Annotated in this window: 24 protein-coding genes; 15 read left to right on the top strand and 9 right to left on the bottom strand. The window is 52.7% G+C overall.

Translation table 11 applies throughout. The features are described 5' to 3' along the window. Window positions 1-273 precede the first annotated feature (273 nt). Together ACLJRE_RS20470 and ACLJRE_RS20475 are read left to right on the top strand one after the other, a co-directional pair. Window positions 274-729, top strand: a complete 456-nt coding sequence (locus ACLJRE_RS20470; RefSeq protein WP_000985653.1) for a DUF4385 domain-containing protein — start codon at window positions 274-276, stop codon at window positions 727-729. A gap of 103 nt (window positions 730-832) precedes the next feature. After that, window positions 833-2,134, top strand: a complete 1,302-nt coding sequence (locus ACLJRE_RS20475; RefSeq protein ID WP_000807818.1) for an MFS transporter — start codon at window positions 833-835, stop codon at window positions 2,132-2,134. Here ACLJRE_RS20475 and ACLJRE_RS20480 read toward each other — a convergent pair. From ACLJRE_RS20480 to trxC, 5 genes are all read right to left on the bottom strand, one after another. Beyond that, complete coding sequence (locus tag ACLJRE_RS20480) at window positions 2,131-2,454, bottom strand: YfiM family lipoprotein (protein WP_001264480.1); 324 nt, start codon at window positions 2,452-2,454, stop codon at window positions 2,131-2,133. The two genes, ACLJRE_RS20475 and ACLJRE_RS20480, sit on opposite strands and share 4 nt — an antisense overlap. Window positions 2,455-2,498: 44 nt before the next feature. After that, a complete protein-coding gene (pssA, locus tag ACLJRE_RS20485) occupies window positions 2,499-3,854 on the bottom strand; it encodes a CDP-diacylglycerol--serine O-phosphatidyltransferase (protein WP_000949286.1) in 1,356 nt (451 codons plus the stop codon). A gap of 114 nt (window positions 3,855-3,968) precedes the next feature. Further along, window positions 3,969-6,629 carry a protein lysine acetyltransferase gene (gene pat, locus ACLJRE_RS20490; RefSeq protein ID WP_000082660.1) on the bottom strand — a complete coding sequence of 887 codons (2,661 nt, stop codon included), beginning with the start codon at window positions 6,627-6,629 and terminating at the stop codon, window positions 3,969-3,971. Window positions 6,630-6,682: 53 nt separating this feature from the next. Next, complete coding sequence (tapT, locus tag ACLJRE_RS20495) at window positions 6,683-7,363, bottom strand: tRNA-uridine aminocarboxypropyltransferase (RefSeq protein ID WP_000183647.1); 681 nt, start codon at window positions 7,361-7,363, stop codon at window positions 6,683-6,685. Window positions 7,364-7,435: 72 nt separating this feature from the next. Then, window positions 7,436-7,855 (bottom strand): thioredoxin TrxC, encoded by a 420-nt coding sequence (gene trxC, locus ACLJRE_RS20500; protein ID WP_001098732.1) that lies wholly within the window; start codon window positions 7,853-7,855, stop codon window positions 7,436-7,438. A gap of 203 nt (window positions 7,856-8,058) precedes the next feature. Between trxC and ACLJRE_RS20505 the strand changes: the two genes are divergently transcribed. Beyond that, complete coding sequence (locus ACLJRE_RS20505; protein WP_000997366.1) at window positions 8,059-9,096, top strand: tRNA/rRNA methyltransferase; 1,038 nt, start codon at window positions 8,059-8,061, stop codon at window positions 9,094-9,096. Between the two features lie 115 nt (window positions 9,097-9,211). On the opposite strand, the gene ung is transcribed toward ACLJRE_RS20505, so the two are convergent. Further along, complete coding sequence (gene ung, locus ACLJRE_RS20510; RefSeq protein WP_000179978.1) at window positions 9,212-9,901, bottom strand: uracil-DNA glycosylase; 690 nt, start codon at window positions 9,899-9,901, stop codon at window positions 9,212-9,214. A 318-nt stretch (window positions 9,902-10,219) separates the two neighbouring features. Here ung and grcA point away from each other — a divergent pair, with 318 nt between their 5' ends. Further along, window positions 10,220-10,603 (top strand): autonomous glycyl radical cofactor GrcA, encoded by a 384-nt coding sequence (grcA, locus tag ACLJRE_RS20515; protein WP_000627811.1) that lies wholly within the window; start codon window positions 10,220-10,222, stop codon window positions 10,601-10,603. Between the two features lie 61 nt (window positions 10,604-10,664). Here grcA and eamB read toward each other — a convergent pair whose 3' ends face one another. Continuing rightward, window positions 10,665-11,252 carry a cysteine/O-acetylserine transporter gene (gene eamB / locus ACLJRE_RS20520; RefSeq protein ID WP_000188414.1) on the bottom strand — a complete coding sequence of 196 codons (588 nt, stop codon included), beginning with the start codon at window positions 11,250-11,252 and terminating at the stop codon, window positions 10,665-10,667. A 102-nt stretch (window positions 11,253-11,354) separates the two neighbouring features. Here eamB and ACLJRE_RS20525 point away from each other — a divergent pair, with 102 nt between their 5' ends. After that, window positions 11,355-12,254: a LysR family transcriptional regulator gene (locus ACLJRE_RS20525; RefSeq protein ID WP_000365861.1), complete on the top strand. Its 900-nt coding sequence runs from the start codon at window positions 11,355-11,357 to the stop codon at window positions 12,252-12,254. Window positions 12,255-12,271: 17 nt separating this feature from the next. On the opposite strand, the gene srmB is transcribed toward ACLJRE_RS20525, so the two are convergent. After that, the gene (gene srmB / locus ACLJRE_RS20530) at window positions 12,272-13,606 is read right to left on the bottom strand and encodes an ATP-dependent RNA helicase SrmB (protein ID WP_000219174.1); all 1,335 of its coding nucleotides are present in this window, start codon (window positions 13,604-13,606) and stop codon (window positions 12,272-12,274) included. A 129-nt stretch (window positions 13,607-13,735) separates the two neighbouring features. Here srmB and trmN point away from each other — a divergent pair, with 129 nt between their 5' ends. Next, a complete protein-coding gene (trmN, locus tag ACLJRE_RS20535) occupies window positions 13,736-14,473 on the top strand; it encodes a tRNA(1)(Val) (adenine(37)-N(6))-methyltransferase TrmN (RefSeq protein ID WP_000083343.1) in 738 nt (245 codons plus the stop codon). Here trmN and nadB read toward each other — a convergent pair. Beyond that, the gene (nadB, locus tag ACLJRE_RS20540) at window positions 14,458-16,080 is read right to left on the bottom strand and encodes an L-aspartate oxidase (RefSeq protein ID WP_023212135.1); all 1,623 of its coding nucleotides are present in this window, start codon (window positions 16,078-16,080) and stop codon (window positions 14,458-14,460) included. The two genes, trmN and nadB, sit on opposite strands and share 16 nt — an antisense overlap. Before the next feature lie 263 nt (window positions 16,081-16,343). Between nadB and rseD the strand changes: the two genes are divergently transcribed. From rseD to era, 9 genes are all read left to right on the top strand, one after another. Then, window positions 16,344-16,508 carry a rpoE leader peptide RseD gene (gene rseD, locus ACLJRE_RS20545; RefSeq protein WP_014344135.1) on the top strand — a complete coding sequence of 55 codons (165 nt, stop codon included), beginning with the start codon at window positions 16,344-16,346 and terminating at the stop codon, window positions 16,506-16,508. Further along, window positions 16,505-17,080 carry an RNA polymerase sigma factor RpoE gene (gene rpoE, locus ACLJRE_RS20550; RefSeq protein WP_000003307.1) on the top strand — a complete coding sequence of 192 codons (576 nt, stop codon included), beginning with the start codon at window positions 16,505-16,507 and terminating at the stop codon, window positions 17,078-17,080. The genes rseD and rpoE overlap by 4 nt, the downstream gene beginning before the upstream one ends. Before the next feature lie 31 nt (window positions 17,081-17,111). Next, the gene (rseA, locus tag ACLJRE_RS20555; protein ID WP_001168374.1) at window positions 17,112-17,762 is read left to right on the top strand and encodes an anti-sigma-E factor RseA; all 651 of its coding nucleotides are present in this window, start codon (window positions 17,112-17,114) and stop codon (window positions 17,760-17,762) included. After that, window positions 17,762-18,718: a sigma-E factor regulatory protein RseB gene (gene rseB / locus ACLJRE_RS20560; protein ID WP_000812021.1), complete on the top strand. Its 957-nt coding sequence runs from the start codon at window positions 17,762-17,764 to the stop codon at window positions 18,716-18,718. Before rseA ends, rseB begins: the two co-directional genes overlap by 1 nt. Then, the gene (gene rseC / locus ACLJRE_RS20565) at window positions 18,715-19,194 is read left to right on the top strand and encodes a SoxR-reducing system protein RseC (RefSeq protein ID WP_023212134.1); all 480 of its coding nucleotides are present in this window, start codon (window positions 18,715-18,717) and stop codon (window positions 19,192-19,194) included. The genes rseB and rseC overlap by 4 nt, the downstream gene beginning before the upstream one ends. 250 nt (window positions 19,195-19,444) lie before the next feature. After that, window positions 19,445-21,244, top strand: a complete 1,800-nt coding sequence (lepA, locus tag ACLJRE_RS20570) for a translation elongation factor 4 (RefSeq protein WP_000790154.1) — start codon at window positions 19,445-19,447, stop codon at window positions 21,242-21,244. 16 nt (window positions 21,245-21,260) lie between these two features. Further along, window positions 21,261-22,235 (top strand): signal peptidase I, encoded by a 975-nt coding sequence (gene lepB, locus ACLJRE_RS20575; protein WP_000002560.1) that lies wholly within the window; start codon window positions 21,261-21,263, stop codon window positions 22,233-22,235. A gap of 273 nt (window positions 22,236-22,508) precedes the next feature. Continuing rightward, window positions 22,509-23,189 carry a ribonuclease III gene (gene rnc / locus ACLJRE_RS20580; protein ID WP_001068341.1) on the top strand — a complete coding sequence of 227 codons (681 nt, stop codon included), beginning with the start codon at window positions 22,509-22,511 and terminating at the stop codon, window positions 23,187-23,189. Further along, window positions 23,186-24,091 carry a GTPase Era gene (gene era / locus ACLJRE_RS20585; protein ID WP_000102230.1) on the top strand — a complete coding sequence of 302 codons (906 nt, stop codon included), beginning with the start codon at window positions 23,186-23,188 and terminating at the stop codon, window positions 24,089-24,091. The genes rnc and era overlap by 4 nt, the downstream gene beginning before the upstream one ends. Window positions 24,092-24,100: the final 9 nt, after the last annotated feature.

Below are 24,100 nucleotides of genomic sequence, written 5' to 3' on the forward strand. Positions count from 1 at the left end.
GTGAAACGCCGTAGCGCCGATGGTAGTGTGGGGTCTCCCCATGCGAGAGTAGGGAACTGCCAGGCATCAAATAAAACGAAGGGCCCTGTCGGAAGACAGGGCCTTTTGTTTTTGTCTGTTTCTGCCGGATGGCGGCTCCGCCTTATTCGGCCCACAGGAATTATCCCGCCTACGAAGCTGGTGTTCTTGTAGAACCGATAAGAGCACAACCCACCCAATCGTTAACGATGAACTATCCTTTACACGTGCTTATATAAGCAGTGAGGATTTTCATTGGCTATCAAACCTTTTAACTACCAGCAAGACTTTTCCAGCATCGACTTCCGCCAGCAGCCTGAATTGTATCAGGTTGGACGAGGCGAGCAGGGGGTGCTACTGGTTGAACCCTACAAAAGCGAAATTCTTCCTTTCTGGCGCTATAAAGATGAAGCATCGGCGATGAAATCCGCAGAGCAGATCTACCAGTTGTTCGAAGCTTACCGGCAGCAGGATGATTTCGTTGGTATGGACATGGCGCGTAAATTTATTCAGATGGGATACACCCGCGCCAGGCGATACGCTAACTATAAAGGCGGTAAAAAGTATGCAGAAGACGGCAGCCTGAATACACGGGGTAATGATCCTATTAAGGCCGCGGCGGCAACGGTTTTCAAAGGTTGGTGGGATAAAATTCGTCAGGACGAAGACTATCTGAAACGGAAACGCCAGCATCAGGCACGGTGGGGATAAAAATTAGCAAACAAATAATTAACACTTTATTTACTTTTTGGTCTCGCGTAATCTGAATCTCCAAAATAAAAGGCCGATTAAGCCTGGCAACAAGGAGAACAGTATGGCAGAAATTATTCAGCGTATAGATAAAAACAACGCTGAGGCTCCGGAGATGCGGCGACGCATATGGGCTATCGTGGGGGCATCTTCCGGAAACTTAGTGGAATGGTTTGATTTCTACGTCTACTCTTTCTGCTCGCTCTATTTTGCACATATCTTCTTTCCTTCTGGTAATACCACCACTCAGCTTTTGCAAACGGCAGGCGTCTTTGCCGCCGGTTTTTTAATGCGACCTATCGGTGGTTGGCTGTTTGGACGCATTGCCGATCGACGCGGGCGCAAAGCCTCAATGTTGATTTCGGTGTGCATGATGTGCATGGGGTCGCTGGTGATTGCCTGCTTACCTGGTTACGATACCATCGGCACCTGGGCACCGGCGCTGCTACTTATTGCAAGGTTATTTCAGGGGCTCTCGGTAGGGGGAGAGTATGGGACCAGCGCGACATATATGAGTGAAGTTGCGCTTGAAGGTCGTAAGGGATTTTTCGCCTCGTTTCAGTACGTTACGCTTATCGGTGGCCAACTACTGGCATTGCTGGTCGTTGTGATTTTGCAGCAGGTTCTGGAGGATGCTGAGCTTCGTGCCTGGGGATGGCGTATTCCCTTTGCGTTGGGCGCCGTGCTGGCGGTTGTGGCATTATGGCTACGTCGCCAGCTGGATGAAACCTCGAAGCATGAGACTCGCGCGTTAAAAGAAGCCGGTTCGTTGAAAGGTTTGTGGCGTAATCGCAAAGCCTTTTTGATGGTGCTTGGTTTCACCGCGGCAGGCTCGCTGTGCTTTTATACTTTCACCACCTATATGCAGAAATATCTGGTAAATACAGCAGGTATGCATGCCAATGTCGCCAGCGGCATTATGACGGTCGCGCTGTGTGTTTTCATGTTGGTGCAGCCGTTATTCGGCGCGTTATCCGATAAGATTGGCAGGCGCACTTCTATGCTATGTTTTGGCGCGCTCGCGACGCTTTTCACCGTTCCAATTCTCTCCGCGTTGCAGAATGTGACGTCGCCTTATGCCGCATTTGCTTTAGTGATGTGCGCGCTATTGATTGTGAGTTTCTATACCTCGATTAGCGGGATCCTGAAAGCGGAGATGTTTCCGGCGCAGGTTCGCGCCCTGGGCGTCGGTTTATCTTACGCGGTAGCAAACGCGTTATTTGGCGGCTCTGCGGAATATGTCGCGCTGTCGCTAAAATCTGTCGGTATGGAGAGTTCATTCTTCTGGTATGTTACCGCGATGGCCGTTCTGGCTTTCCTGGTTTCGCTGATGTTGCACCGTAAAGGAAAGGGCTTGCGCCTTTAGTATTGCGCCATTTGCCAGATAGCGTAACCGGTTGTCGCGCCAGCGACATCCCAGACAAAATCTTTCCAGCTCCAGCCGCTGCCTTCCGGGCGGCTGTCCCAGAGTTCTTTTGAGGCTCCGAGACTCAAAGAAAACATCAGCCCTATCGCTGCGCTGCGGTCAGGGCTTACTCCCTGGCGACGCGCATACTCATTACCGGCTGCCGATAGCATCGCTGATGCCATAAAATGCTGGGCTTTATCCTGACCGCTCCAGCGGTCGTTAGCCAGATGGCTGCACCCGGAGAGAAACAACACCGTAAAAGGAATCAACACGCGCACCAGTTCACTCCTAAGAGAAAACCCCGTACAGGACGGGGCTTCGATTACAGGATACGGCTAATTAATCTGTCGATGCGGATCCGGCGCAGACGGCGAATCAATTTACGCACTTTTATCGGATAGTCGGCAATGCTCTGCAGGTCACGATAATGTTTTACGATGGTTGTGTGCGTTCGGATAAGTTCCAGCTCTTTTTCCCGCTGAGGGGCAAGCTCTTGCTTAGGATCGTGGATCAGAATGGCGTTTTCCAGATCCAGACGCCAGGCGCGAGGATTCAGATTGTTGCCGGTGAGTAGCATCCATTTATCATCTACCCACATCCCTTTCAAATGATAGGTATTGTCGTCATCTTTCCACAGACGCACCACAAGCTGATCGGTATTGACGTAATACTGTAAACGGCTCAGGAAGCGGCGCAGGTTAATCTCATAGAGATAGGGTAACGCGCCAATGATCTTGAACGGTTCATCTTCCGGAATGTAAAAATCATTCGCGGTTTTATCGCCAACAATGATTTCGACTTTCTTTCCGTCGCGCAGTAGCTGAATAATATTCCGCACCAGTACCGCTGGTAGATTGAAGTAAGGGGTACAAATGGTGAGCTTATGCTCCGCACAGGGCATGAGATGGAAAATGGTTTTGTTCAGCAGACTGGATTTGCCAAGCCCGACCAGCGGCGTAACGGAGAGTTGCTCGTCATTAGCGTCACCCTGAAAATGATATGACGCATCACGCAGCTCCTGACGGTATAAGCGGATATCGTTTTTAATCTCCGGGCTTTTCGGACGCTGGGTATTATCCAGACGATTCACACCACGGCCATTCATCAGATTTTGCGTCACCCAGTCAAACATGATGTCTGCCATTTGCCGATTGCGAATCAGCTGGTAGCGATCGTAGCGATATTTGTCATGCTGATGGAGATAGACATCGTTCAGGCTGGCGCCGCTGTACAGGACGCTATCATCAATGATAAAGCCTTTAAAATGCAGTACGCCAAGCGCTTCTCGCGTATTAATCGGTACGCCGTAAACCGGGACATCAATGCCGGGGTTTTCCTGCGCCAGTCGGCAATACCAGTCTGCATTGGTATTCGAGGCTGCTGCGCCAATGCGCCCGCGTTGCGCGCGATGCCAGTCGACCAGCACCCTCACGTCCAGTTCAGGACGCTGCCGTTTAGCCGCATAGAGCGCGTCGAGTATACCTTTACCCCCATCGTCCTGTTCCAGATACAGGGCAACGATACAAATACGCTGCGTCGCGCTGGCGATTTTCTCCAGCAGTGTCTCCCGAAAAGTAGCAGGAGTATAAAAGAAATCTACATCATCAACTGACTGAGAAATCTTAGGGAGTTGGGCAAGGTGTTGTTGATGTTTATTACGCTTAAATTTTGACAACATCACAGTGCATTTCTTCTCTGTTCATTGAAGGGTCCTCTGTGCTATGCAGACGACATAAGCGAGCAATAATAACATCAGTACCCGTTAAAGTGGTCAACATTTCCAGTACATTACTCACGATTCATCACATTTGGCCAGATTCAGCGTCAATCCCACGATGCCCTCTTCGAGCTGGATATCGACCTGAAATCCCAGTTTTCTGGCCAACGCGACCATGCCGCGATTGTTCGGCATCGTAATACCGTTCAGCCGCTTCAATCCGTGATCGCGAGTATAGGCAATCAATTTCTCCATTAAACGGCGTCCTAAACCCAACCCTTTGAGATCTGAACGCACCAATACGGCAAATTCGGCATCTACGTTGTCAGGATCGGAGATCGCGCGCGTTACGCCGAGGATCTCTTCAGCGTTGTCCATCCGCCTCACGGCCACAAAGGCCATTTCTCGATCGTAGTCGATCTGCGTCATGTTGGCTAAATCTTCATGGGTGAATTCGTTGATCTCGCTGAAATAACGGTAGTAAAGATCCTCTTTGGTGACCTGGGCGATGAATTGTCGCAGTTGGGGCTCATCTTCCGGCAGGATCGGACGGAACAGGCAGCGATCGCCGTTTTTCATCTCCACCCACTCTTCGAGCTGGTGGGGATAGGGGCGTACCGCAAGTCGACTTTCGTTATCGCCATCAAACGGGGCAATATCCAGCGTCACATCCAGCGCGGTAAACTCACTGGCGGAAGCCAGCAGCGGATGGATATCCAGACGCTGAATTTCCGGACAGTCGACAATCAGGTTTGAAACCTGGACCAGCAGCTGGCTTAAACCGACAATATCCAGCGGACGCAGCGCGCTACGGGCGCGAATTTTCCGCTGTTTAATGCCCTGAATTACCAGATAGCGCGCCAGATTCATGTTGAGCGGCGGCAGCGCGACGACCGCCTGCTCTTCCGGACGCCACTCTACACCGCCTTCACCCAACATAATCAAAGGACCAAACACCGGATCGTGCTCGACCACCACACGCAGCTCCTGCGCGCCGGCGCGGTTAGCCATACTTTGTACCAGCAAACCGTGAATCCGCGCCTGCGGCCAGGCCATCTTTACACGATCGAAAATGGCGTTCGCGGCCTGTTGTACCTCGCTTGCGGTCCGCAGGTAAAGCATGACCCCCTGAACTTCAGATTTATGCGGAATGTCGGGCGAGCGCAGCTTGAGAGCTACCGGATAGCCTATCTGTTCGGCGATATGCACCGCTTCAGCGCTGTCGCTGGCAATCCAGGTTGGGAGCGTATGCAGCCCATAGGCGTGTAAAATCGGCTGTACTTCATGGGTATCCAGTGAGGTGGCGCCTTCCGCAATCGCCCGCTGTAACAGATTATGCGCCTCAGCGGTATTGGACGTCAGGTTACTCGGCAACGCTGGCGTTTCCCGCAGTTGCTTCTGGTTACGCCGGTATTCCACCATATGCATAAACGCGGTAATCGTGCCTTCCGGCGTGCGGTAGGTTGGTAATCCGGCTTCGCTGAATAGCCGTCTTGCTTCCTGAGACGAGAACTCGCCGCACCAGTTTGTCAGCAGCGTAACAAACTTGCCTCTGGGGTGGCGCTTAATCGTCTCGATCAGGGCATGGGCGCTTTCCGTACCCGGCGCGGCAGCGCTGGGAGAGTGGATAACCATAAGCGCGTCAAAATCCTGACTGGCGAGCAGGATATCCAGCGTTTTGACGTAATGTTCGCTGCTGGCGTCATCACACAGATCCAGCGGATTGGCAATATCAATGTGCGCGGGAAGCGCCTGCCGTAATTGCAGGCAGGTCTCTTCGCTCAACGTCGCCAGTTTGCCGTTACGCGACCACAACTCATCTAACGCCAGCGCGGCAGGCGCGGCGCCATTGCTGATGATCATCAGTCTGTCGCCGCGTAGCGGACGCATATGGCTTAGTGTTTCGACGGCGGAAAAAAGCTCGTGCGTATCCTGGACTCGCAGCAGGCCTGCGCGCTGGATGGCCGCATCCCACGCAGGGTCCATTCCCGCGCTGGTATTAAGTAAACGCTGGGCTGCCGGGCTTCGGCCGCTTTTAATCACCAGAATCGGTTTGTTACGTGAAGCGCTACGGGCGGCGGAAACAAAACGGCGGGCGTCGCTTAACTGTTCCAGATAGAGCAAAATTGCGCTGGTCTTGCTATCGCGCGCCAGATAGTCCAGTAGTTCATCGACATCAATATCCAGGCTATCGCCCAGCGCGATAAAGTAGGAAAAGCCCATTTCACGCTGTTGCGCCCAGTCAAGAATAGTATTGGAAACGGCGGCAGACTGGGAAATAAAAGCGAGCTTGCCCTGTTTAATCGGGACGGGAGAAAAGCTGGCATTCAGCCCTTGCCACGGCGCGAGGAGCCCAAGACTGTTTGGACCCAGCAGACGCATTTTATAATGCCGGGCACAGGCAAGAAGTTCTTCATGTTGCGACGTGGGAGCAGAAAGGATAATGCACGTTTTACACCCTTTCGCGCCAAGCGCGTCCACTAACGCCAGGTTACGGCTGGCGTTAGTGCATAAAATAGCCAGATCGGGGGTGAAAGGAAGACTGGCGATATCCGGCCAGGCCATGACGCCTAAAACGGCTTTCCAGGCGGGCGTCACGGGAAGGACGGGGCCATTGAATCCGCCCGCCAACAAGTTACGCATCATCAGGTAACCCGCGCGGTGGGGCTTCATTGATGCGCCAATCACCGCGATCGATTTTGGTCGCAGTAGCGCTTCCAGTCCTTGCTGGCTCATACCGGTTTCCCTTACACAGAAGTGACCGGATAATTTTAAACGCTTTCGCTATTTTATGCTGTGACGTTTCCCGGATGTTGCGTTTTTCCTGCCAGATAGCGCGTTTTAAAACGGGTAAAATGTTCACCTAAACTGGTTGCCGCCTCGGTATCTCCCGCCAGATCTAACAACGCTATGGCGACTTCGGCGGTACAATATTGCCCTTCGGCATGGATTTCACGCAGACGATAAGCTGAAAGACGCGATAAATCGACGGAAATGACCGGCAGATGATCCAGATAAGGGCTTTTACGAAACATTTTACGTGCTTCGGGCCAGGTGCCGTCCAGCATAATAAACAGCGGCGGTTTCCCGGCGGGCGGGGTGGAAATGACCTCGCGCGCTTCGCCGGCGTAGGACGCAGGAAAGACCACTATCGGCTGATAATCCGGATGCCGTACCAGCTCCAGCAACGCCTGCGGCGGCTCGGTACGCGACCACTGAAACGCCGCGGTATCCGGCAAAATATCGGCTATCAGCCGGCCGGTATTGCTGGGTTTCATCGGTTCAGTGTCAAACATGACCAGACAAAAACGGCTTTTCGCCTGAGAAGGCGTTAACGTATCACACAGGCAAGATTTTAGCGGCAGCAGGCAGCGTTGACAGCGGCGAACCCGATTGCCTCTGGCAAGAAAAGGGCGTGTAGCGCGCGCAAGCCGTTCGGCGCGTAACTGAAGGACAGCGTTATTGGTCATAGAAAGCGTTTGCGGAGAAAAACGCTATTGTGGCAGAGGTGAAAACGGGGCACAAGATGCGCCCCGTGGCGTTTACAGCGCTTCGTTCAGCCAGCTGTCGAAAGGCGCTTTAGGCACTGCGCCATTAAGCATATCGACCACCTGTCCATGTTTAAAAATCATAATCGTCGGGATGCTGCGAATACCGAAACGGGCGCTGAGTTCCCGTTCCGCCTCGGTATTTACTTTGACGAAACGGACTTTACCGCTGCGCTCTTCTGCGACATCCTCGAAGATTGGTGCAAAGTTACGGCAAGGGCCGCACCAGGGTGCCCAAAAGTCGATCACCACTGGAAGATCGTCCTTCAACAGTTTGTCCAGCGTTTCGCCGGTCGCATTAATGACTTCTCCGTCAAACAACTCATGACCGCAGCGTCCACATTTTGCCGCGTCCTGAAGCCGATCGTCGGGGATGCGGTTAATGGCCTGACAATGGGTACAAACGGTGTTCATAGCTAACCTCTGAATACGTCGGAAGACGTCCCGCTACGCGCGGGATGTTTCTATAATGTTACATATTATCGAGGAGTCTGTGCTAAACAACAATGTGTTTTATTCAATGAGTACAATAGTCGCAAGCTTTTAAACGAAATCATGGCTAACCGGATGCACATCGGGTAATCTTCGCGCTTCGCGCAGCGCTGGTGGAGAAAAGCATGAACGATGAATTAAAAAACAAAAGCGGCAAAGTCAAAGTGATGTATGTCCGTAGTGATGATGACTCTGATAAACGCACCCATAACCCGCGTACCGGGAAAGGGGGAGGCCGCCCAGCAAAGTCTCGCACTGACGGTGGACGTCGCCCCGCCCGTGATGAGCGAAATAATCAGAGCCGTGACCGTAAACATGAAACTTCGCCGTGGCGCACCGTGTCCCGTGCGCCAGGCGATGAAACGCCTGAGAAAGTCGATCATGGTGGTATTAGCGGTAAAAGTTTTATCGACCCTGAAGTTTTGCGTCGCCAGCGTGCGGAAGAGACGCGCGTCTACGGCGAAAATGCCTGCCAGGCGCTATTCCAGAGCCGTCCTGACGCCATCGTGCGCGCATGGTTTATCCAAAGCGTGACCCCGCGTTTTAAAGAGGCGCTGCGCTGGATGGCGGCGAATCGTAAAGCCTACCATGTGGTGGATGAAGCCGAACTGGCAAAAGCTTCCGGGACTGAGCACCACGGCGGCGTGTGTTTCCTGATTAAAAAGCGTAACGGTACGACCGTTAAGCAATGGGTAAAGCAGGCGGCGGATCAAGACTGCGTGCTGGCGTTGGAAGATGTCGCTAACCCGCATAATCTGGGCGGCATGATGCGTAGCTGCGCGCACTTCGGCGTGAAGGGCGTGGTGGTACAGGATGCGGCGTTGCTGGAGTCCGGCGCGGCGATTCGTACTGCGGAAGGCGGGGCGGAGCATGTCCAGCCGATCACTGGTGAAAGCATTGTTGACGTACTGGATGATTTTCGTCAGGCGGGGTACACCGTGGTGACGACGTCCAGCGATCGCGGTCAGGCGCTCTTTAGTACGACCCTGCCGGAAAAGATGGTGCTGGTCTTAGGCCGTGAATATGACTTCCTGCCGGAAGCGGCGCGCGAACCCGGCGATCTGTGCGTGAAAATTAACGGCACCGGGAACGTGGAAAGCCTGAATGTGTCGGTTGCGACAGGCGTACTCCTCGCCGAGTGGTGGCGACAGAATAAAGCGTAAGGGCTGCAGCCCGGTGACGCAACGCGCGCCGGGCCAATGATGTACTTCCTACCGCCCGGTCAGACAAGGCGCTTTCGCGCCGTTATCCGGGCGATAAAACGGCGAGTCGCCAACGTTATTCACTCTCAGCCGGTAATACTGGCGTCCAGTCGATAGTTTTCTCGCCGTGTTGTTCCAGCCATTGGTTCGTTAGCGCAAAATGGTTACAGCCAAAAAATCCGCGGTGCGCAGAGAGTGGCGAGGGATGCGGAGCTTTCAGAATATGGTGGCGCTGTGGATCAATAATCGCGCCTTTCTTCTGGGCGTGCGAGCCCCACAGCAAGAAGACGACCCCTTCGCGGTGTTGGTTAATCAGGCTTATCACTTTATCCGTAAAAGTTTCCCACCCCAGGCTGGCATGAGAGTGCGCCTGGCCTGCCCGTACCGTGAGCACCGTATTCAGTAACAGTACGCCCTGGCGCGCCCAGCTTTCCAGATAACCGTGCGCGGGGCGAACAAAGCCGGGAATGGAGGCTTCCAGCTCTTTGTACATATTCACTAATGACGGCGGGGGAGCGATCCCAGGACGCACGGAAAACGCCAGACCATGTGCTTGGCCGGGGCCGTGGTAAGGATCTTGTCCCAGGATCACCACCTTAACGTCGCCCAGTTCCGTGAAGCGAAAGGCGTTAAACACATCTTTTTGCGGCGGGTAGACCGTGATACCCGACTGACGCTCGCCAGCAACAGTGTGAAGCGTATTGATAAAGTAAGGTTGCTGTTTCTCATCAGCCAGCACATCGTGCCAGGTTAACTCAGTCGCCATCTCGCTCTCCTGCGAATTTCCAGTTCCCTTAGCTTAACTGCTTCTTTCTGCAGTGCAAAATCCTGCGTGCTACAAAAACGGTTACCTACAAAAGATAGTTGAAAATTTATGTAAAAAGTTTATAGGTCTGAATGGTGTAAGTTGATGTAAAACAATAAATTCCCTTCATCACCCTTTTTATGGTGTGGTTTTTATTGATTTAAATCAAAGAATGAAGGGTGATCGAAGGGTATATATACACTCAAGCAACAATGGTTTTACCAATTGGCCGGGATTAGGCCGACCGAAATCAAATAATTTTGCCTGGGGAGGCATCACATGATTACAGGTATCCAGATTACTAAAGCCGCTAACGACGACCTGCTGAATTCCTTCTGGCTGCTGGACAGCGAAAAAGGCGAAGCGCGCTGCATCGTTGCAAAATCCGGCTTTGCTGAAGATGAAGTCGTGGCTGTCAGCAAACTGGGCGAGATTGAATACCGTGAAATTCCGATGGAAGTTAAACCGGAAGTACGCGTTGAAGGCGGTCAGCATCTGAACGTTAACGTTCTGCGTCGTGAAACTCTGGAAGACGCGGTTAAGCATCCGGAAAAATACCCGCAGCTGACTATTCGTGTTTCTGGTTATGCGGTGCGTTTTAACTCCCTGACGCCGGAACAGCAGCGCGACGTTATCGCTCGTACCTTTACCGAAAGCCTGTAAGGCTTATCCGGTAATAACAAGCGGAAGAGGCCGGGCCTTTTCCGCTTTTATTTTATTTGGGTCAGTAAAAAATCCGCACCGCGCAGTACACCAGCAGTAATGCCAGAATGATATTTAACTGGCGACCATAATGGCGAAACGCCCGCTGAAACAGATGTCCCGCCAGCGCCCAACACACATTACCGAACGTGCCGATCAATGCCAGCAATATACTGACGCCGATGACCCAGTTCAGCGCCTGCGTTTGCGGTAAAACAAATGTAGACAGAGCGGTAATGCCGTACAGAATAATTTTGACGTTCACAAACTGCAGGCCAAAGCTTACCCAAAAGCCAACCGGTTTTGGTCTGGCGTTTTCATCCGCCGCTGGACTGGTGGCAATTTTCCACGCCAGCCACAGGATATACGCAGCCCCCACCCAACTGAGTAAATGAATGATTGCCGGATCGATAACCGCAAGGGAAAACGCGATCCCGGCGCACAGCAGCATGACGACCAAAAATCCCAGACTCATACCTGCCAGTACACGAATACTCTGCCGAAAACCATGTGCAGTTGCTGCGCTAAGCGCGAGAATATTGTTTGGGCCGGGGGTAAGGGCGGTGATTAATGTATAAGTCCAGAAAGCGCTTAAAAGCATCGGTGTCACTTGTCATCTCCTCTGTTTTAGCAGACAGTACCCGATATGAAATATTTAAAAAAATGAATGTTTTTTAATTCTGAATTCGAGATTTTCGATAGGTTGGTGGTTATGGATCTGCGTCGGTTTATTACGCTGAAAACGGTAGTGGAAGAGGGCTCGTTTCTGCGGGCTTCGCAAAAGCTGTGCTGTACTCAGTCGACGGTAACTTTTCATATTCAACAGCTTGAACGTGAGTTTTCCCTGCAACTGTTCGAGAAAATAGGGCGCCGAATGTGCCTGACCAATGAGGGGAAAAAGCTGATGCCGCATATCCATGAACTGACGCGTGTGATGGAGTCGATTCGTGAAGCCGCAAGACAGGATGCGGAACCCGGCGGAGAGCTGCGCGTGGCGACAGGTGAAACCTTACTGGCGTACAAAATGCCGCAGGTTTTACAACGATTTAAGCTGCGAGCGCCGAATGTCAGATTGTCGCTACAGTCGCTGAATTGCTATGTAATACGTGATGCGTTGCTGAATGACGAGGTCGATCTGGGCGTTTTTTATCGCGTAGGTAATGATGATGCGCTCACGATGCAGCAACTGGGGGAGCAGTCGCTGGCGCTGGTGGCCTCTCCACTGCTACAGGATGCTGATTTTACGCAGCCAGATCAGCATATTCCCTGTAGCTTCATCATCAATGAACCGCAATGTGTCTTCCGCCAGCTGTTTGAAAGTACGCTACGGCAGAGGCGGATTACGCTGGAAAACACCATTGAACTGTGGAGTATTGAAAGCATTAAACAGTGTGTGGCTGCTAACCTGGGCATCAGCTTTTTACCACGTTTTACCGTTGAACGAGAACTTAGTACCGGTCAGTTGAAAGAGCTGCCGTTTGGCGCGCCGTCGCTATCGATCATGGCGCTGTGCGCCCATCATGCCGGGAAAGCGGTCAGCCCGGCAATGCAGATATTTATGCAGTGTATGGAGGCGTGTTTTACCGTGGAAGATAAAAAAATGCCGGGTTAACGAACCCGGCAGTATCATCACTCTTCGCTGGATTGCTCCTGCATTTTCGTACCGCTTGGCTTGCGGCGCTTACCGATATTTTTTGTATCGCGGTGACGTTTCTTCACACGCGGCTTCTCTTTTTCTTTCTCTTTTTTCTTCTCGGCGCGTTTCGCCAGCACTTTTTTCGACGGTTTGCCGGTCAGCTTTTCGCTGGGCGCACGCGTGGTCGGGCGAAGCTCATCAATGACGCGCGCTTTTAGCGGCTCTTCGATGTAGCGACCGATTTTCAGCAGCAACAGATGGTCGTGGGCTTCTACCAGCGAGATTGCAGTGCCTTTGCGACCCGCACGGCCTGTACGACCAATGCGATGCAGATAGGTATCGCCACTGCGCGGCATGTCGAAGTTAATGACGTGGCTAACGTCAGGAATATCAATCCCGCGTGCCGCGACGTCGGTCGCGACCAGCACGTTAACGCGACCGTCGGTGAGACGCTTAATACCTTCGTTACGTTTGATCTGCGCCATCTCGCCTTCAAGATAGCAATTGTTGATCCCGGCCAGACGCAGCGTTTCAGCCAGTTCATGGACGCGTTCACGTTTACGTACAAACACGATAGAACGGGTTGCATCGTCTTGTTTTAGCAGGTGCTTCAACAGCGCAACTTTATGTTCGAAATTGTCGGCACGGTAGTACCACTGGTGAATTTTCTTACGCTCGCGGGTTGACGGATTGGCGGAAACCTCAACCGGGTCTTCCAGCAGACGCTCGGCAAAATCTTTAATCGCATCGCCTTCCAGCGTGGCGGAGAACAGCATCGTCTGTTTACGCCAGCGGGTCTCACCAGCGATATGTTCAATGTCCTGAGCGAAGCCCATGTCGAGCATCCGGTCAGCTTCGTCAAGGATCAGTGTTTCAACCGCCCGGCAGTCAAAGTTCTCTTCTTTTATATATTGCAGCAGACGGCCCGTTGTGGCGACCACGATATCCTGGTTTTCGCTAAACACTTCAGCATGGTTCATATAGGCCACGCCGCCGGTAATCGTGGCGATATCCAGATGAGTATGCTTAGCCAGTTCACGAGCGTGATCGGCAACCTGCATTGCCAGTTCGCGGGTTGGCGTCAGGATCAGAATACGCGGCGGCCCCGATTTTTTACGCGGAAAGTCGAGCAGGTGCTGCAACGCCGGCAGCAGATATGCCGCCGTTTTACCGGTGCCTGTCGGCGCAGAACCGAGTACATCACGGCCATCGAGCGCAGGCGGAATGGCGGCAGCCTGAATGGCGGTCGGGCGAGTGAAACCTTTATCCTGGAGGGCATCCAGCAGGCTTTCGTCGAGTTCAAGTTCGGAAAAAGTCGTTACAGTCATGTTCTACCTCTGTGTGGGGCGCTGATTATAGACGTTACGGCCACAATCTTCATCTGTTTGTATGGATATCCCTTCTCAGGTATTGTTTTCACCCGGCGCTGTCGCCGTTTTTTGCAAGGTTGTTTTTACATGTCTCAGTCTGGCTCCGTTCTTCGTCGTAACGGATTTACGTTTAAACAGTTTTTTGTCGCACACGATCGGTGTGCGATGAAAGTGGGAACTGACGGTATTTTACTCGGGGCGTGGGCACCGGTCGCGGATGTAAAGCGAATTCTGGATATCGGTACTGGAAGCGGTCTACTGGCGTTAATGCTGGCGCAGCGGACGGATGACAATGTGCCTATTGACGCCGTGGAACTGGATGCCGGGGCTGCCATGCAAGCGCAGGAAAACGTTGCTCACTCTCCCTGGCCGCATCGAATAACGGTGCATACTGACGATATTCAGCGTTGGGCGCCTCGCCAGACGGTACGCTTTGATCTTATTATCAGCAACCCGCCTTATTACGAACCCGGTGTGGAATGCGCCACGCCGCAGCGGGAGCAGGCGCGTTACACCGCTACGCTGGATCACCAGACGTTATTGGCTATTGCGGCGGATTGTATTACCGAAGACGGCTTTTTTTGCGTAGTCTTGCCGGAACAAATAGGTAACGCTTTTACACAGCAAGCGCTCAACATGGGATGGCATTTGCGATTACGTACTGACGTTGCGGAAAACGAAGCGCGCTTGCCGCACCGGGTTTTGCTCGCATTCTCCCCGCAAGCCGGAGAGTGCTTTAGCGACAGATTAGTAATTCGCGGGTCAGACCAGCATTATTCTGAAAGTTATACGGCGCTGACCCAGGCATTTTATCTGTTTATGTGAGGCGTTAACGGCGAAAGGATCGATGGGCCTGATTCAGCCAGTTGTTGCGGATAATCCAGCGTAAAGTGCAGCCCCCGGCTCTCTTTACGCATCATCGCGCAACGCACAATCAGTTCGGCCACTTGCACCAGATTGCGCAGCTCCAGTAAATTATTCGAGACGCGAAAGTTGGCGTAATATTCGTCAATCTCTTGTTGCAACATAGTAATACGCCGTAGGGCGCGCTCCAGCCGTTTCGTCGTGCGCACAATGCCCACATAGTCCCACATCAGCAGGCGCAGTTCATGCCAGTTATGCTGAATCACCACCCGCTCATCGGCGTTCTCCACGCGACTTTCATCCCAGGCGGGAAGGGCGTCAACGCTGTGGACAGAAGGCATTCGCCTGTCGATATCCATTGCTGCGGACCAGCCGTACACTAAGCATTCCAGCAACGAGTTGGACGCCATACGGTTAGCGCCGTGCAGACCGGTGTAACTGACTTCGCCAATGGCATATAAGCCGTCTACATCGGTACGACCATAATCATCGACGACCACGCCGCCGCAGGTATAGTGCGCGGCAGGAACAACGGGAATCGGTTCTTTGGTTAAATCCATCCCCAAATCGAGCAGTTTCGCATAGATCATCGGGAAGTGTTGGCGGACAAAATCGTCAGGCTTGTGGCTGATATCGAGAAACATACAGTCTGCGCCGAGTCGTTTCATCTCATGGTCAATAGCGCGGGCGACAATATCGCGCGGCGCCAGTTCCCCGCGTTCGTCAACGTCCGGCATAAACCGTGAACCGTCCGGACGTTTAAGGTATGCGCCTTCGCCGCGCAGCGCTTCGGTAAGGAGAAAATTACGCGCCTGCGGGTGATAAAGGGCGGTGGGATGAAACTGGTTAAATTCCAGATTAGCGACCCGACAGCCCGCGCGCCAGGCCATCGCGATACCGTCGCCGGAGGAAATATCCGGGTTAGTGGTATATTGATACACCTTTGAGGCGCCGCCGGTCGCCAGCACCACCGACTTCGCATGACAGGTTTCAACCCACTCTTTATTGCGATTCCAGATCCAGGCGCCGACGACCCGGCGAGGCCCCGGCAGACCCATTTTATCGGAAATAATTAAATCAACGGCGTTGCTGCGTTCCAGCACCTGAATATTAGGATGATTTTGTGCCCGACTGACCAACGTGGTTTCGACTTCCTTTCCGGTAGCGTCGGCGGCATGAAGGATACGGCGATGACTATGGCCGCCTTCACGCGTGAGATGATAGCTCTCCTTGCCGTTTGGCTGGACATGCGTATCAAACAGGACGCCCTGATCGATAAGCCACTGCACGCAGGTACGGGCGTTGCTGGCGACAAACTCCACCGCGTGGCGATCGCAAATTCCGGCGCCGGCAATCAGCGTATCTTCGACATGCGACGCTATACTGTCGGTTTCATCAAACACGGCGGCAATACCGCCCTGCGCATAAAACGTGGAGCCCTCGCTCACCGGCCCTTTACTCAGGACGATAATCTTATGTTTTTCAGCCAGACGCAGCGCCAGCGAGAGTCCGGCCGCGCCGCTGCCGATAATTAACACATCACAGGACAGTTCAGGAGTTGTCATCATGGTTCTTGTTTAATTTACTAAACATGGTTGCGGCAGATTAGCACTATATGGCGCTAAAAAGCACGTTATGATTTCAAAAGTGTTGTGCTTATTAAACATAAAATAAAAATACGGCGAGAGATAAACGGCAAAAAATATTTTATAGGGCAGGGTGTTAGCGTCGGATTTTGTAGTGAAATAAAGATGCTGTTAGGTTACTCTGCAAACGACGAAATGGGCATTTCTGTACAGATAGTGCGTTGTTCAGCATCTGTAGACTTATAATGGAAGATAAGACCTGTCTACAACATGACAAACAAAAACAAATGCGTAACGGAACTTTACGAAACATAGACACTCTAACCTGTTGCTTGCTCATAGTGCGGCTTATGGAGTGGCGTTTCGAAAGCGCGTGGAAATTTGGTTTGGGGAGACATTACCTCGGATGAGCGAGCAGTTAACGGACCAGGTCCTGGTTGAACGGGTCCAGAAGGGAGATCAGAAAGCCTTTAACTTACTGGTAGTGCGCTACCAGCATAAAGTGGCGAGTCTGGTTTCCCGCTATGTGCCATCGGGCGACGTTCCCGATGTCGTACAGGAATCATTTATTAAGGCCTATCGCGCGCTGGATTCTTTCCGGGGGGATAGCGCTTTTTATACCTGGTTGTATCGCATTGCGGTCAATACCGCGAAGAACTACCTGGTTGCGCAGGGGCGTCGTCCGCCTTCCAGTGATGTAGACGCGATTGAAGCAGAAAACTTTGAAAGCGGCGGCGCGCTGAAAGAAATTTCGAACCCTGAGAACTTAATGTTGTCAGAAGAACTGAGACAGATAGTTTTCCGAACTATTGAGTCCCTCCCGGAAGATTTACGTATGGCAATCACCTTACGGGAGCTGGATGGCCTGAGCTATGAAGAGATAGCGGCTATCATGGATTGTCCGGTGGGGACGGTGCGTTCACGTATCTTCCGGGCGCGGGAAGCTATTGATAATAAAGTTCAACCGCTTATCAGGCGTTGACGATAGCGGGATACTGGAAAAGGTATTAGGCATGCAGAAAGAAAAACTTTCCGCTTTGATGGATGGCGAAACGTTGGATAGTGAGCTGCTCAAAGCGCTTACGCACGACCCGGAAATGCAGAAAACCTGGGAGAGTTATCACCTGATCCGCGATTCAATGCGCGGGGATACGCCTGACGTTCTCCATTTCGATATATCCGCTCGCGTGATGGCCGCTATTGAAAACGAGCCAGTACGTCAGGTGTCGCCATTAATCCCTGAGGCCCAACCCGCTCCGCAGCAATGGCAGAAAATGCCGTTCTGGAAAAAAGTGCGTCCGTGGGCGGCGCAGCTTACCCAAATGGGCGTGGCGGCGTGCGTTTCACTTGCAGTTATCGTCGGTGTCCAGCACTATAATGGGCAATCTGAAACATCCCAACAACCTGAAACGCCGGTTTTCAATACCCTGCCTATGATGGGGAAAGCCAGCCCGGTAAGTCTGGGAGTGCCTTCTGAAGCAGCGCCTGTCGGCAGTCAGCAACAGCAGGTACAGGAGCAGCGTCGTCGCATTAATGCCATGTTGCAGGACTATGAACTGCAGCGCCGACTGCACTCCGAACAGCTTCAGTTTGAGCAGGCGCAAACCCAGCAAGCCGCGGTACAGGTGCCAGGAATCCAAACTTTAGGAACGCAATCGCAGTAATGAAGCAACTTTGGTTTGCCATGTCCCTTGTGGCGGCTAGCCTGTTCTTCTCAGTAAACGCCTCGGCCGACCCTGCGTCCGGGGCGTTATTGCAGCAGATGAACATCGCCAGTCAGTCACTGAATTACGAGCTGTCATTCGTCAGCATCACGAAACAAGGCGTTGAATCTCTGCGTTATCGACACGCACGCCTGGATAGTCGCCCGCTTGCGCAATTGCTACAGTTGGACGGTCCCCGCCGGGAGGTCGTACAACGTGGTAATGAAATCAGTTATTTTGAACCGGGCCTTGAGCCGTTCACCCTGAACGGTGATTATATTGTCGATTCTCTGCCTTCCCTGATTTACACCGATTTCAAGCGTCTGGCGCCTTACTACGACTTTATTTCTGTCGGACGCACCCGTATCGCAGACAGATTGTGCGAAGTTATCCGCGTTGTGGCGCGCGATGGTACGCGTTACAGCTATATCGTCTGGATGGACATGGACACCAAACTGCCGATGCGCGTTGATCTGCTGGATCGCGATGGCGAGACGCTGGAGCAGTTCCGCGTTATTGCGTTCACGGTGAGTCAGGATATCGGCAGCAACATGCAGGCGCTGGCGAAGGCGAATCTGCCGCCGCTGCTTTCTGTTCCCGGTGGCGAAAAAACGAAATTTAACTGGAGTCCATCCTGGGTACCGCAAGGCTTTAGCGAAGTTTCCAGCAGCCGTCGTCCGTTGCCGACGATGGATAACCTGCCTATCGAATCGCGGCTTTATTCTGACGGTCTGTTTAGCTTTTCCGTCAATGTGAACCGGGCGACGCAAAACAGCAGCGATCAGATGCTGCGCACCGGGCGCCGAACGGTTTATAGCAGCGTTCGCGACAACGCGGAAATCACCATTGTCGGCGAGCTTCCGCCGCAAACGGCGAAGCGCATTGCCGACAGTATCAAATTCAGGGCAGTACAATGATTAAAGAGTGGGCAACCGTTGTCTCCTGGCAGAATGGTCAGGCGGTGGTGAGCTGCGACGTTAAAGCGTCATGCAGCAGCTGCGCCTCCCGTGCGGGATGCGGCAGTCGCGTGCTGAATAAATTAGGGCCGCAAACCACACATACCATTGTTGTGCCAAGCGCGGAGCCGCTGGCGCCGGGGCAGAAAGTCGAATTGGGCATCTCCGAAAAAAGCCTTTTAGGTTCGGCATTGCTGGTCTATATGTCGCCTTTAGCGGGGCTATTTCTTTGTGCGGCGCTTTTTCAGATGCTGTTTGGATCTGACCTTGCCGCATTAAGCGGGGCCGTGTTGGGCGGCGTGGGCGGTTTTCTGGTTGCCCGCGGCTATTCCCGAAAACTGGCGGAGCGCGACGCCTGGCAGCCGGTGATTTTAAACGTTGCCCTCCCGCCGGACCTTGTTCGCGTCGAAACTACCTCAATCGAAACGCGCCAGTAAACGTTTTGCCCAACGGTACACCTGCCGCGTTGGGTTGTTGTCCCGATAAGCATGCGCTTTTCCTGCGTTGCGGTGTTTTACAGGAAAAAAGCGAGGCGTTTTCCAGTTCCCGTTCTCCTTACACTATGAACATTTCCTCGCCTTAGCGTTGTAGTGTAGAATGCGGCGTTTCAGTTAAAACAGACGTTAAGCTCAGAACAGCGACCTCTAAAGTCTGGTCAACCAGGCGTAAGGCATAATATTTATCTCTATGAAGAACATACGTAACTTTTCGATCATTGCTCACATTGACCACGGTAAATCGACGCTGTCTGACCGTATTATCCAAATCTGCGGTGGCCTGTCTGACCGTGAAATGGAAGCTCAGGTACTTGATTCGATGGATCTTGAGCGTGAGCGCGGTATTACTATTAAAGCCCAGAGTGTGACGCTGGATTTTAAAGCGTCTGATGGTGAAACTTATCAACTGAACTTTATCGACACGCCGGGACACGTTGACTTTTCCTATGAAGTTTCCCGTTCGTTAGCCGCCTGCGAGGGCGCGCTGCTGGTGGTGGATGCCGGCCAGGGCGTAGAAGCGCAAACGTTGGCGAACTGCTACACCGCGATGGAAATGGATCTTGAAGTGGTGCCGGTGCTTAACAAGATTGACCTGCCGGCCGCCGATCCGGAGCGTGTGGCGGAAGAAATCGAAGACATTGTCGGTATTGATGCGACGGACGCGGTACGCTGCTCCGCCAAAACGGGTGTCGGCGTGACGGATGTTCTGGAACGCCTGGTGCGCGATATCCCGCCGCCGCAAGGCGATCCGGACGGCCCGCTGCAGGCGCTGATTATTGACTCCTGGTTCGATAACTACCTGGGCGTGGTATCGCTGGTGCGTATTAAAAACGGCACCATGCGTAAAGGCGACAAAATTAAAGTGATGAGCACCGGGCAGACCTACAACGCTGACCGCCTGGGGATCTTCACGCCGAAACAGGTTGATCGTACCGAGCTGAAGTGCGGCGAAGTAGGCTGGCTGGTCTGCGCCATTAAAGATATCCTCGGCGCGCCGGTTGGCGATACCTTAACCTCAGCGCGTAACCCAGCGGAAAAAGCGTTGCCGGGCTTTAAGAAGGTGAAACCGCAGGTCTATGCAGGTCTGTTCCCGGTCAGCTCCGACGATTATGAAAGTTTCCGCGACGCGCTCGGCAAGCTAAGCCTGAACGACGCCTCCCTGTTTTATGAACCGGAAAGCTCCTCGGCGCTGGGTTTTGGTTTCCGCTGCGGCTTCCTCGGCCTGTTGCACATGGAGATCATTCAGGAGCGTCTGGAACGCGAATACGATCTGGATCTGATCACCACTGCGCCGACCGTGGTTTATGAAGTAGAAACAACGGCGAAAGAGACTATCTATGTTGATAGCCCCTCCAAGCTGCCGCCGTTGAATAACATTTATGAACTGCGCGAGCCTATCGCCGAATGTCATATGCTGTTACCACAAGCCTATTTAGGTAACGTTATTACGCTGTGTATTGAGAAACGCGGCGTACAAACTAACATGGTGTATCACGGTAACCAGGTCGCGTTGACCTATGAAATCCCGATGGCGGAAGTGGTGCTCGACTTCTTTGACCGTCTGAAATCGACGTCGCGCGGCTATGCGTCTCTGGATTATAACTTCAAGCGCTTCCAGGCTTCCGATATGGTGCGTGTTGATGTGTTAATCAACAACGAGCGTGTCGATGCGCTGGCGCTGATCACGCACCGCGATAACTCGCAAAGCCGTGGTCGCGAGCTGGTGGAGAAGATGAAAGATTTGATCCCACGCCAGCAGTTTGATATCGCGATTCAGGCGGCGATTGGTACGCATATTATTGCCCGTTCGACGGTAAAACAGTTACGTAAAAACGTGCTGGCGAAGTGCTACGGCGGTGATATCAGTCGTAAGAAAAAACTGCTGCAGAAACAGAAAGAAGGTAAGAAACGCATGAAGCAGATCGGTAACGTCGAGCTGCCTCAGGAGGCGTTCCTCGCCATTCTGCATGTCGGTAAAGACAATAAATAATCCCTAAGGAGTTGGCATGGCGAACATGTTTGCCCTGATTCTGGTGATAGCCACACTGGTGACGGGCATTTTATGGTGCGTTGATAAGTTTGTTTTCGCGCCAAAACGTCGGGCGCGCCAGGCTGCCGCGCAAACGGCGTCGGGAGATGCGCTGGATAACGCTACGCTCAATAAAGTGGCGCCTAAGCCGGGCTGGCTGGAGACCGGGGCGTCGGTTTTCCCGGTTCTGGCGATCGTTCTGATCGTTCGTTCATTTCTTTATGAACCCTTTCAGATCCCGTCAGGCTCAATGATGCCGACACTGCTTATCGGCGATTTTATTCTGGTGGAAAAATTTGCCTACGGCATTAAAGATCCGATCTACCAGAAAACCCTGATTGAAACCGGTCATCCAAAGCGCGGGGATATTGTGGTATTTAAATATCCGGAAGATCCTAAGTTAGATTACATCAAACGCGCCGTCGGTTTGCCGGGCGATAAAATCACTTATGATCCGGTTGCAAAAGAGGTGACGATTCAGCCTGGCTGTAGCTCCGGTCAGGCGTGCGAAAATGCGCTGCCGGTTACCTACTCTAACGTTGAGCCGAGCGATTTTGTACAGACCTTTGCCCGCCGTAACGGTGGAGAAGCGACCAGCGGTTTCTTTGAGGTTCCGCTAAACGAGACAAAAGAAAACGGCATTCGCCTGACCGAACGTAAAGAGACGTTAGGCGATGTAACTCATCGCATCCTGATGGTGCCGATAGCCCAGGATCAGTTGGGCATGTATTACCAACAGCCAGGACAACCGCTGGCGACCTGGGTTGTACCACCGGGACAATATTTCATGATGGGCGACAACCGCGATAACAGCGCGGATAGCCGTTACTGGGGATTTGTTCCGGAAGCGAATCTGGTCGGTAAAGCGGTCGCTATCTGGATGAGCTTTGACAAGCAGGAAGGGGAGTGGCCGACAGGCGTACGCCTGAGTCGTATCGGCGGTATTTACTAACTGTGACGAAATGATCGTTCACGCTGCCGTCTTTTTAGCGGCAGCGTGAATTATTTCCTGGATAAATTCCCTCAGACTAACGACATCCCCTGTCGTTGTGTATAGAATATTCCCCCGAAGTTTTAGGTTGGCGCCGTTTGGTCGCCACGGCACACGAAACAGCGTTGGTTATAGACAACCTTCTTTCCGCTGCAGCGATGCGGCAGGACAGATGGCGTGTATCAGGTCTGTTTCGTGTGCTGGATTGTTGACGCATTCATTTATTGGTATCGCATGAACCCCATCGTAATTAATCGGCTTCAACGGAAGCTGGGCTACACTTTTAATCATCAGGAGCTGTTGCAGCAGGCATTGACTCACCGCAGCGCCAGCAGTAAACATAACGAACGCCTGGAGTTTTTAGGCGATTCAATCCTGAGCTTCGTTATCGCTAACGCGCTTTATCACCGTTTCCCACGGGTGGATGAGGGAGATATGAGCCGTATGCGCGCCACGTTGGTACGTGGTAATACGCTGGCGGAATTAGCCCGTGAATTTGATTTAGGCGAGTGCCTGCGTTTAGGGCCGGGCGAATTAAAAAGCGGCGGATTCCGTCGAGAGTCCATTTTGGCGGACACCGTTGAAGCGTTAATCGGCGGAGTATTTCTCGATAGCAATATCCAGACCGTCGAGCAGTTGATCCTTAACTGGTATAAAACCCGTCTGGATGAGATAAGTCCGGGCGATAAACAAAAAGATCCTAAAACGCGCTTGCAGGAGTATTTGCAGGGTCGCCATCTGCCGCTGCCATCTTACCTGGTTGTGCAGGTACGCGGCGAGGCGCACGATCAGGAATTTACTATCCACTGCCAGGTCAGCGGCCTGAGCGAACCGGTGGTTGGCACGGGTTCCAGCCGTCGTAAGGCGGAGCAGGCTGCCGCCGAACAGGCGCTGAAAAAACTGGAGTTGGAATGAGCACCGACAAAACTTACTGCGGATTTATTGCCATCGTCGGACGTCCGAACGTTGGCAAATCCACCTTGCTGAACAAACTGCTCGGGCAGAAGATTTCGATCACTTCCCGTAAAGCGCAGACCACGCGCCACCGCATTGTCGGTATTCATACCGAAGGCCCGTATCAGGCAATTTATGTCGATACCCCGGGACTGCATATGGAAGAAAAGCGCGCCATTAACCGTTTGATGAATAAGGCGGCGAGCAGTTCGATTGGCGACGTTGAGCTGGTGATTTTCGTTGTGGAAGGCACCCGTTGGACGCCGGACGACGAAATGGTCCTGAACAAACTGCGCGATGGCAAAGCGCCGGTTATTCTCGCCGTTAACAAGGTGGATAACGTGCAGGAAAAAGCCGATTTGCTGCCGCACCTCCAGTTCCTGGCAAGCCAGATGAACTTTCTTGATATCGTACCGATCTCTGCTGAAACGGGTATGAACGTCGATACCATTGCCGGTATCGTGCGTAAACATTTACCGGAAGCTATTCATCACTTCCCGGAAGATTACATCACCGATCGCTCTCAGCGCTTTATGGCGTCTGAAATCATCCGTGAAAAGCTGATGCGTTTTCTCGGCGCCGAGCTGCCGTATTCCGTTACCGTTGAGATTGAACGTTTTGTTACCAACGAACGCGGCGGCTATGATATCAACGGGCTGATCCTCGTCGAGCGCGAAGGGCAGAAGAAGATGGTGATTGGCAACAAAGGCGCCAAGATCAAAACCATTGGTATTGAAGCGCGTAAAGACATGCAGGAGATGTTCGAAGCGCCGGTACACCTGGAATTGTGGGTGAAAGTGAAATCCGGCTGGGCCGATGACGAACGCGCTCTGCGCAGTCTCGGTTACGTAGACGATCTGTGAGTTAACACA

The organism is Salmonella sp. SAL04157, assembly GCF_046551635.1.
GTDB lineage: Bacteria > Pseudomonadota > Gammaproteobacteria > Enterobacterales > Enterobacteriaceae > Salmonella > Salmonella enterica.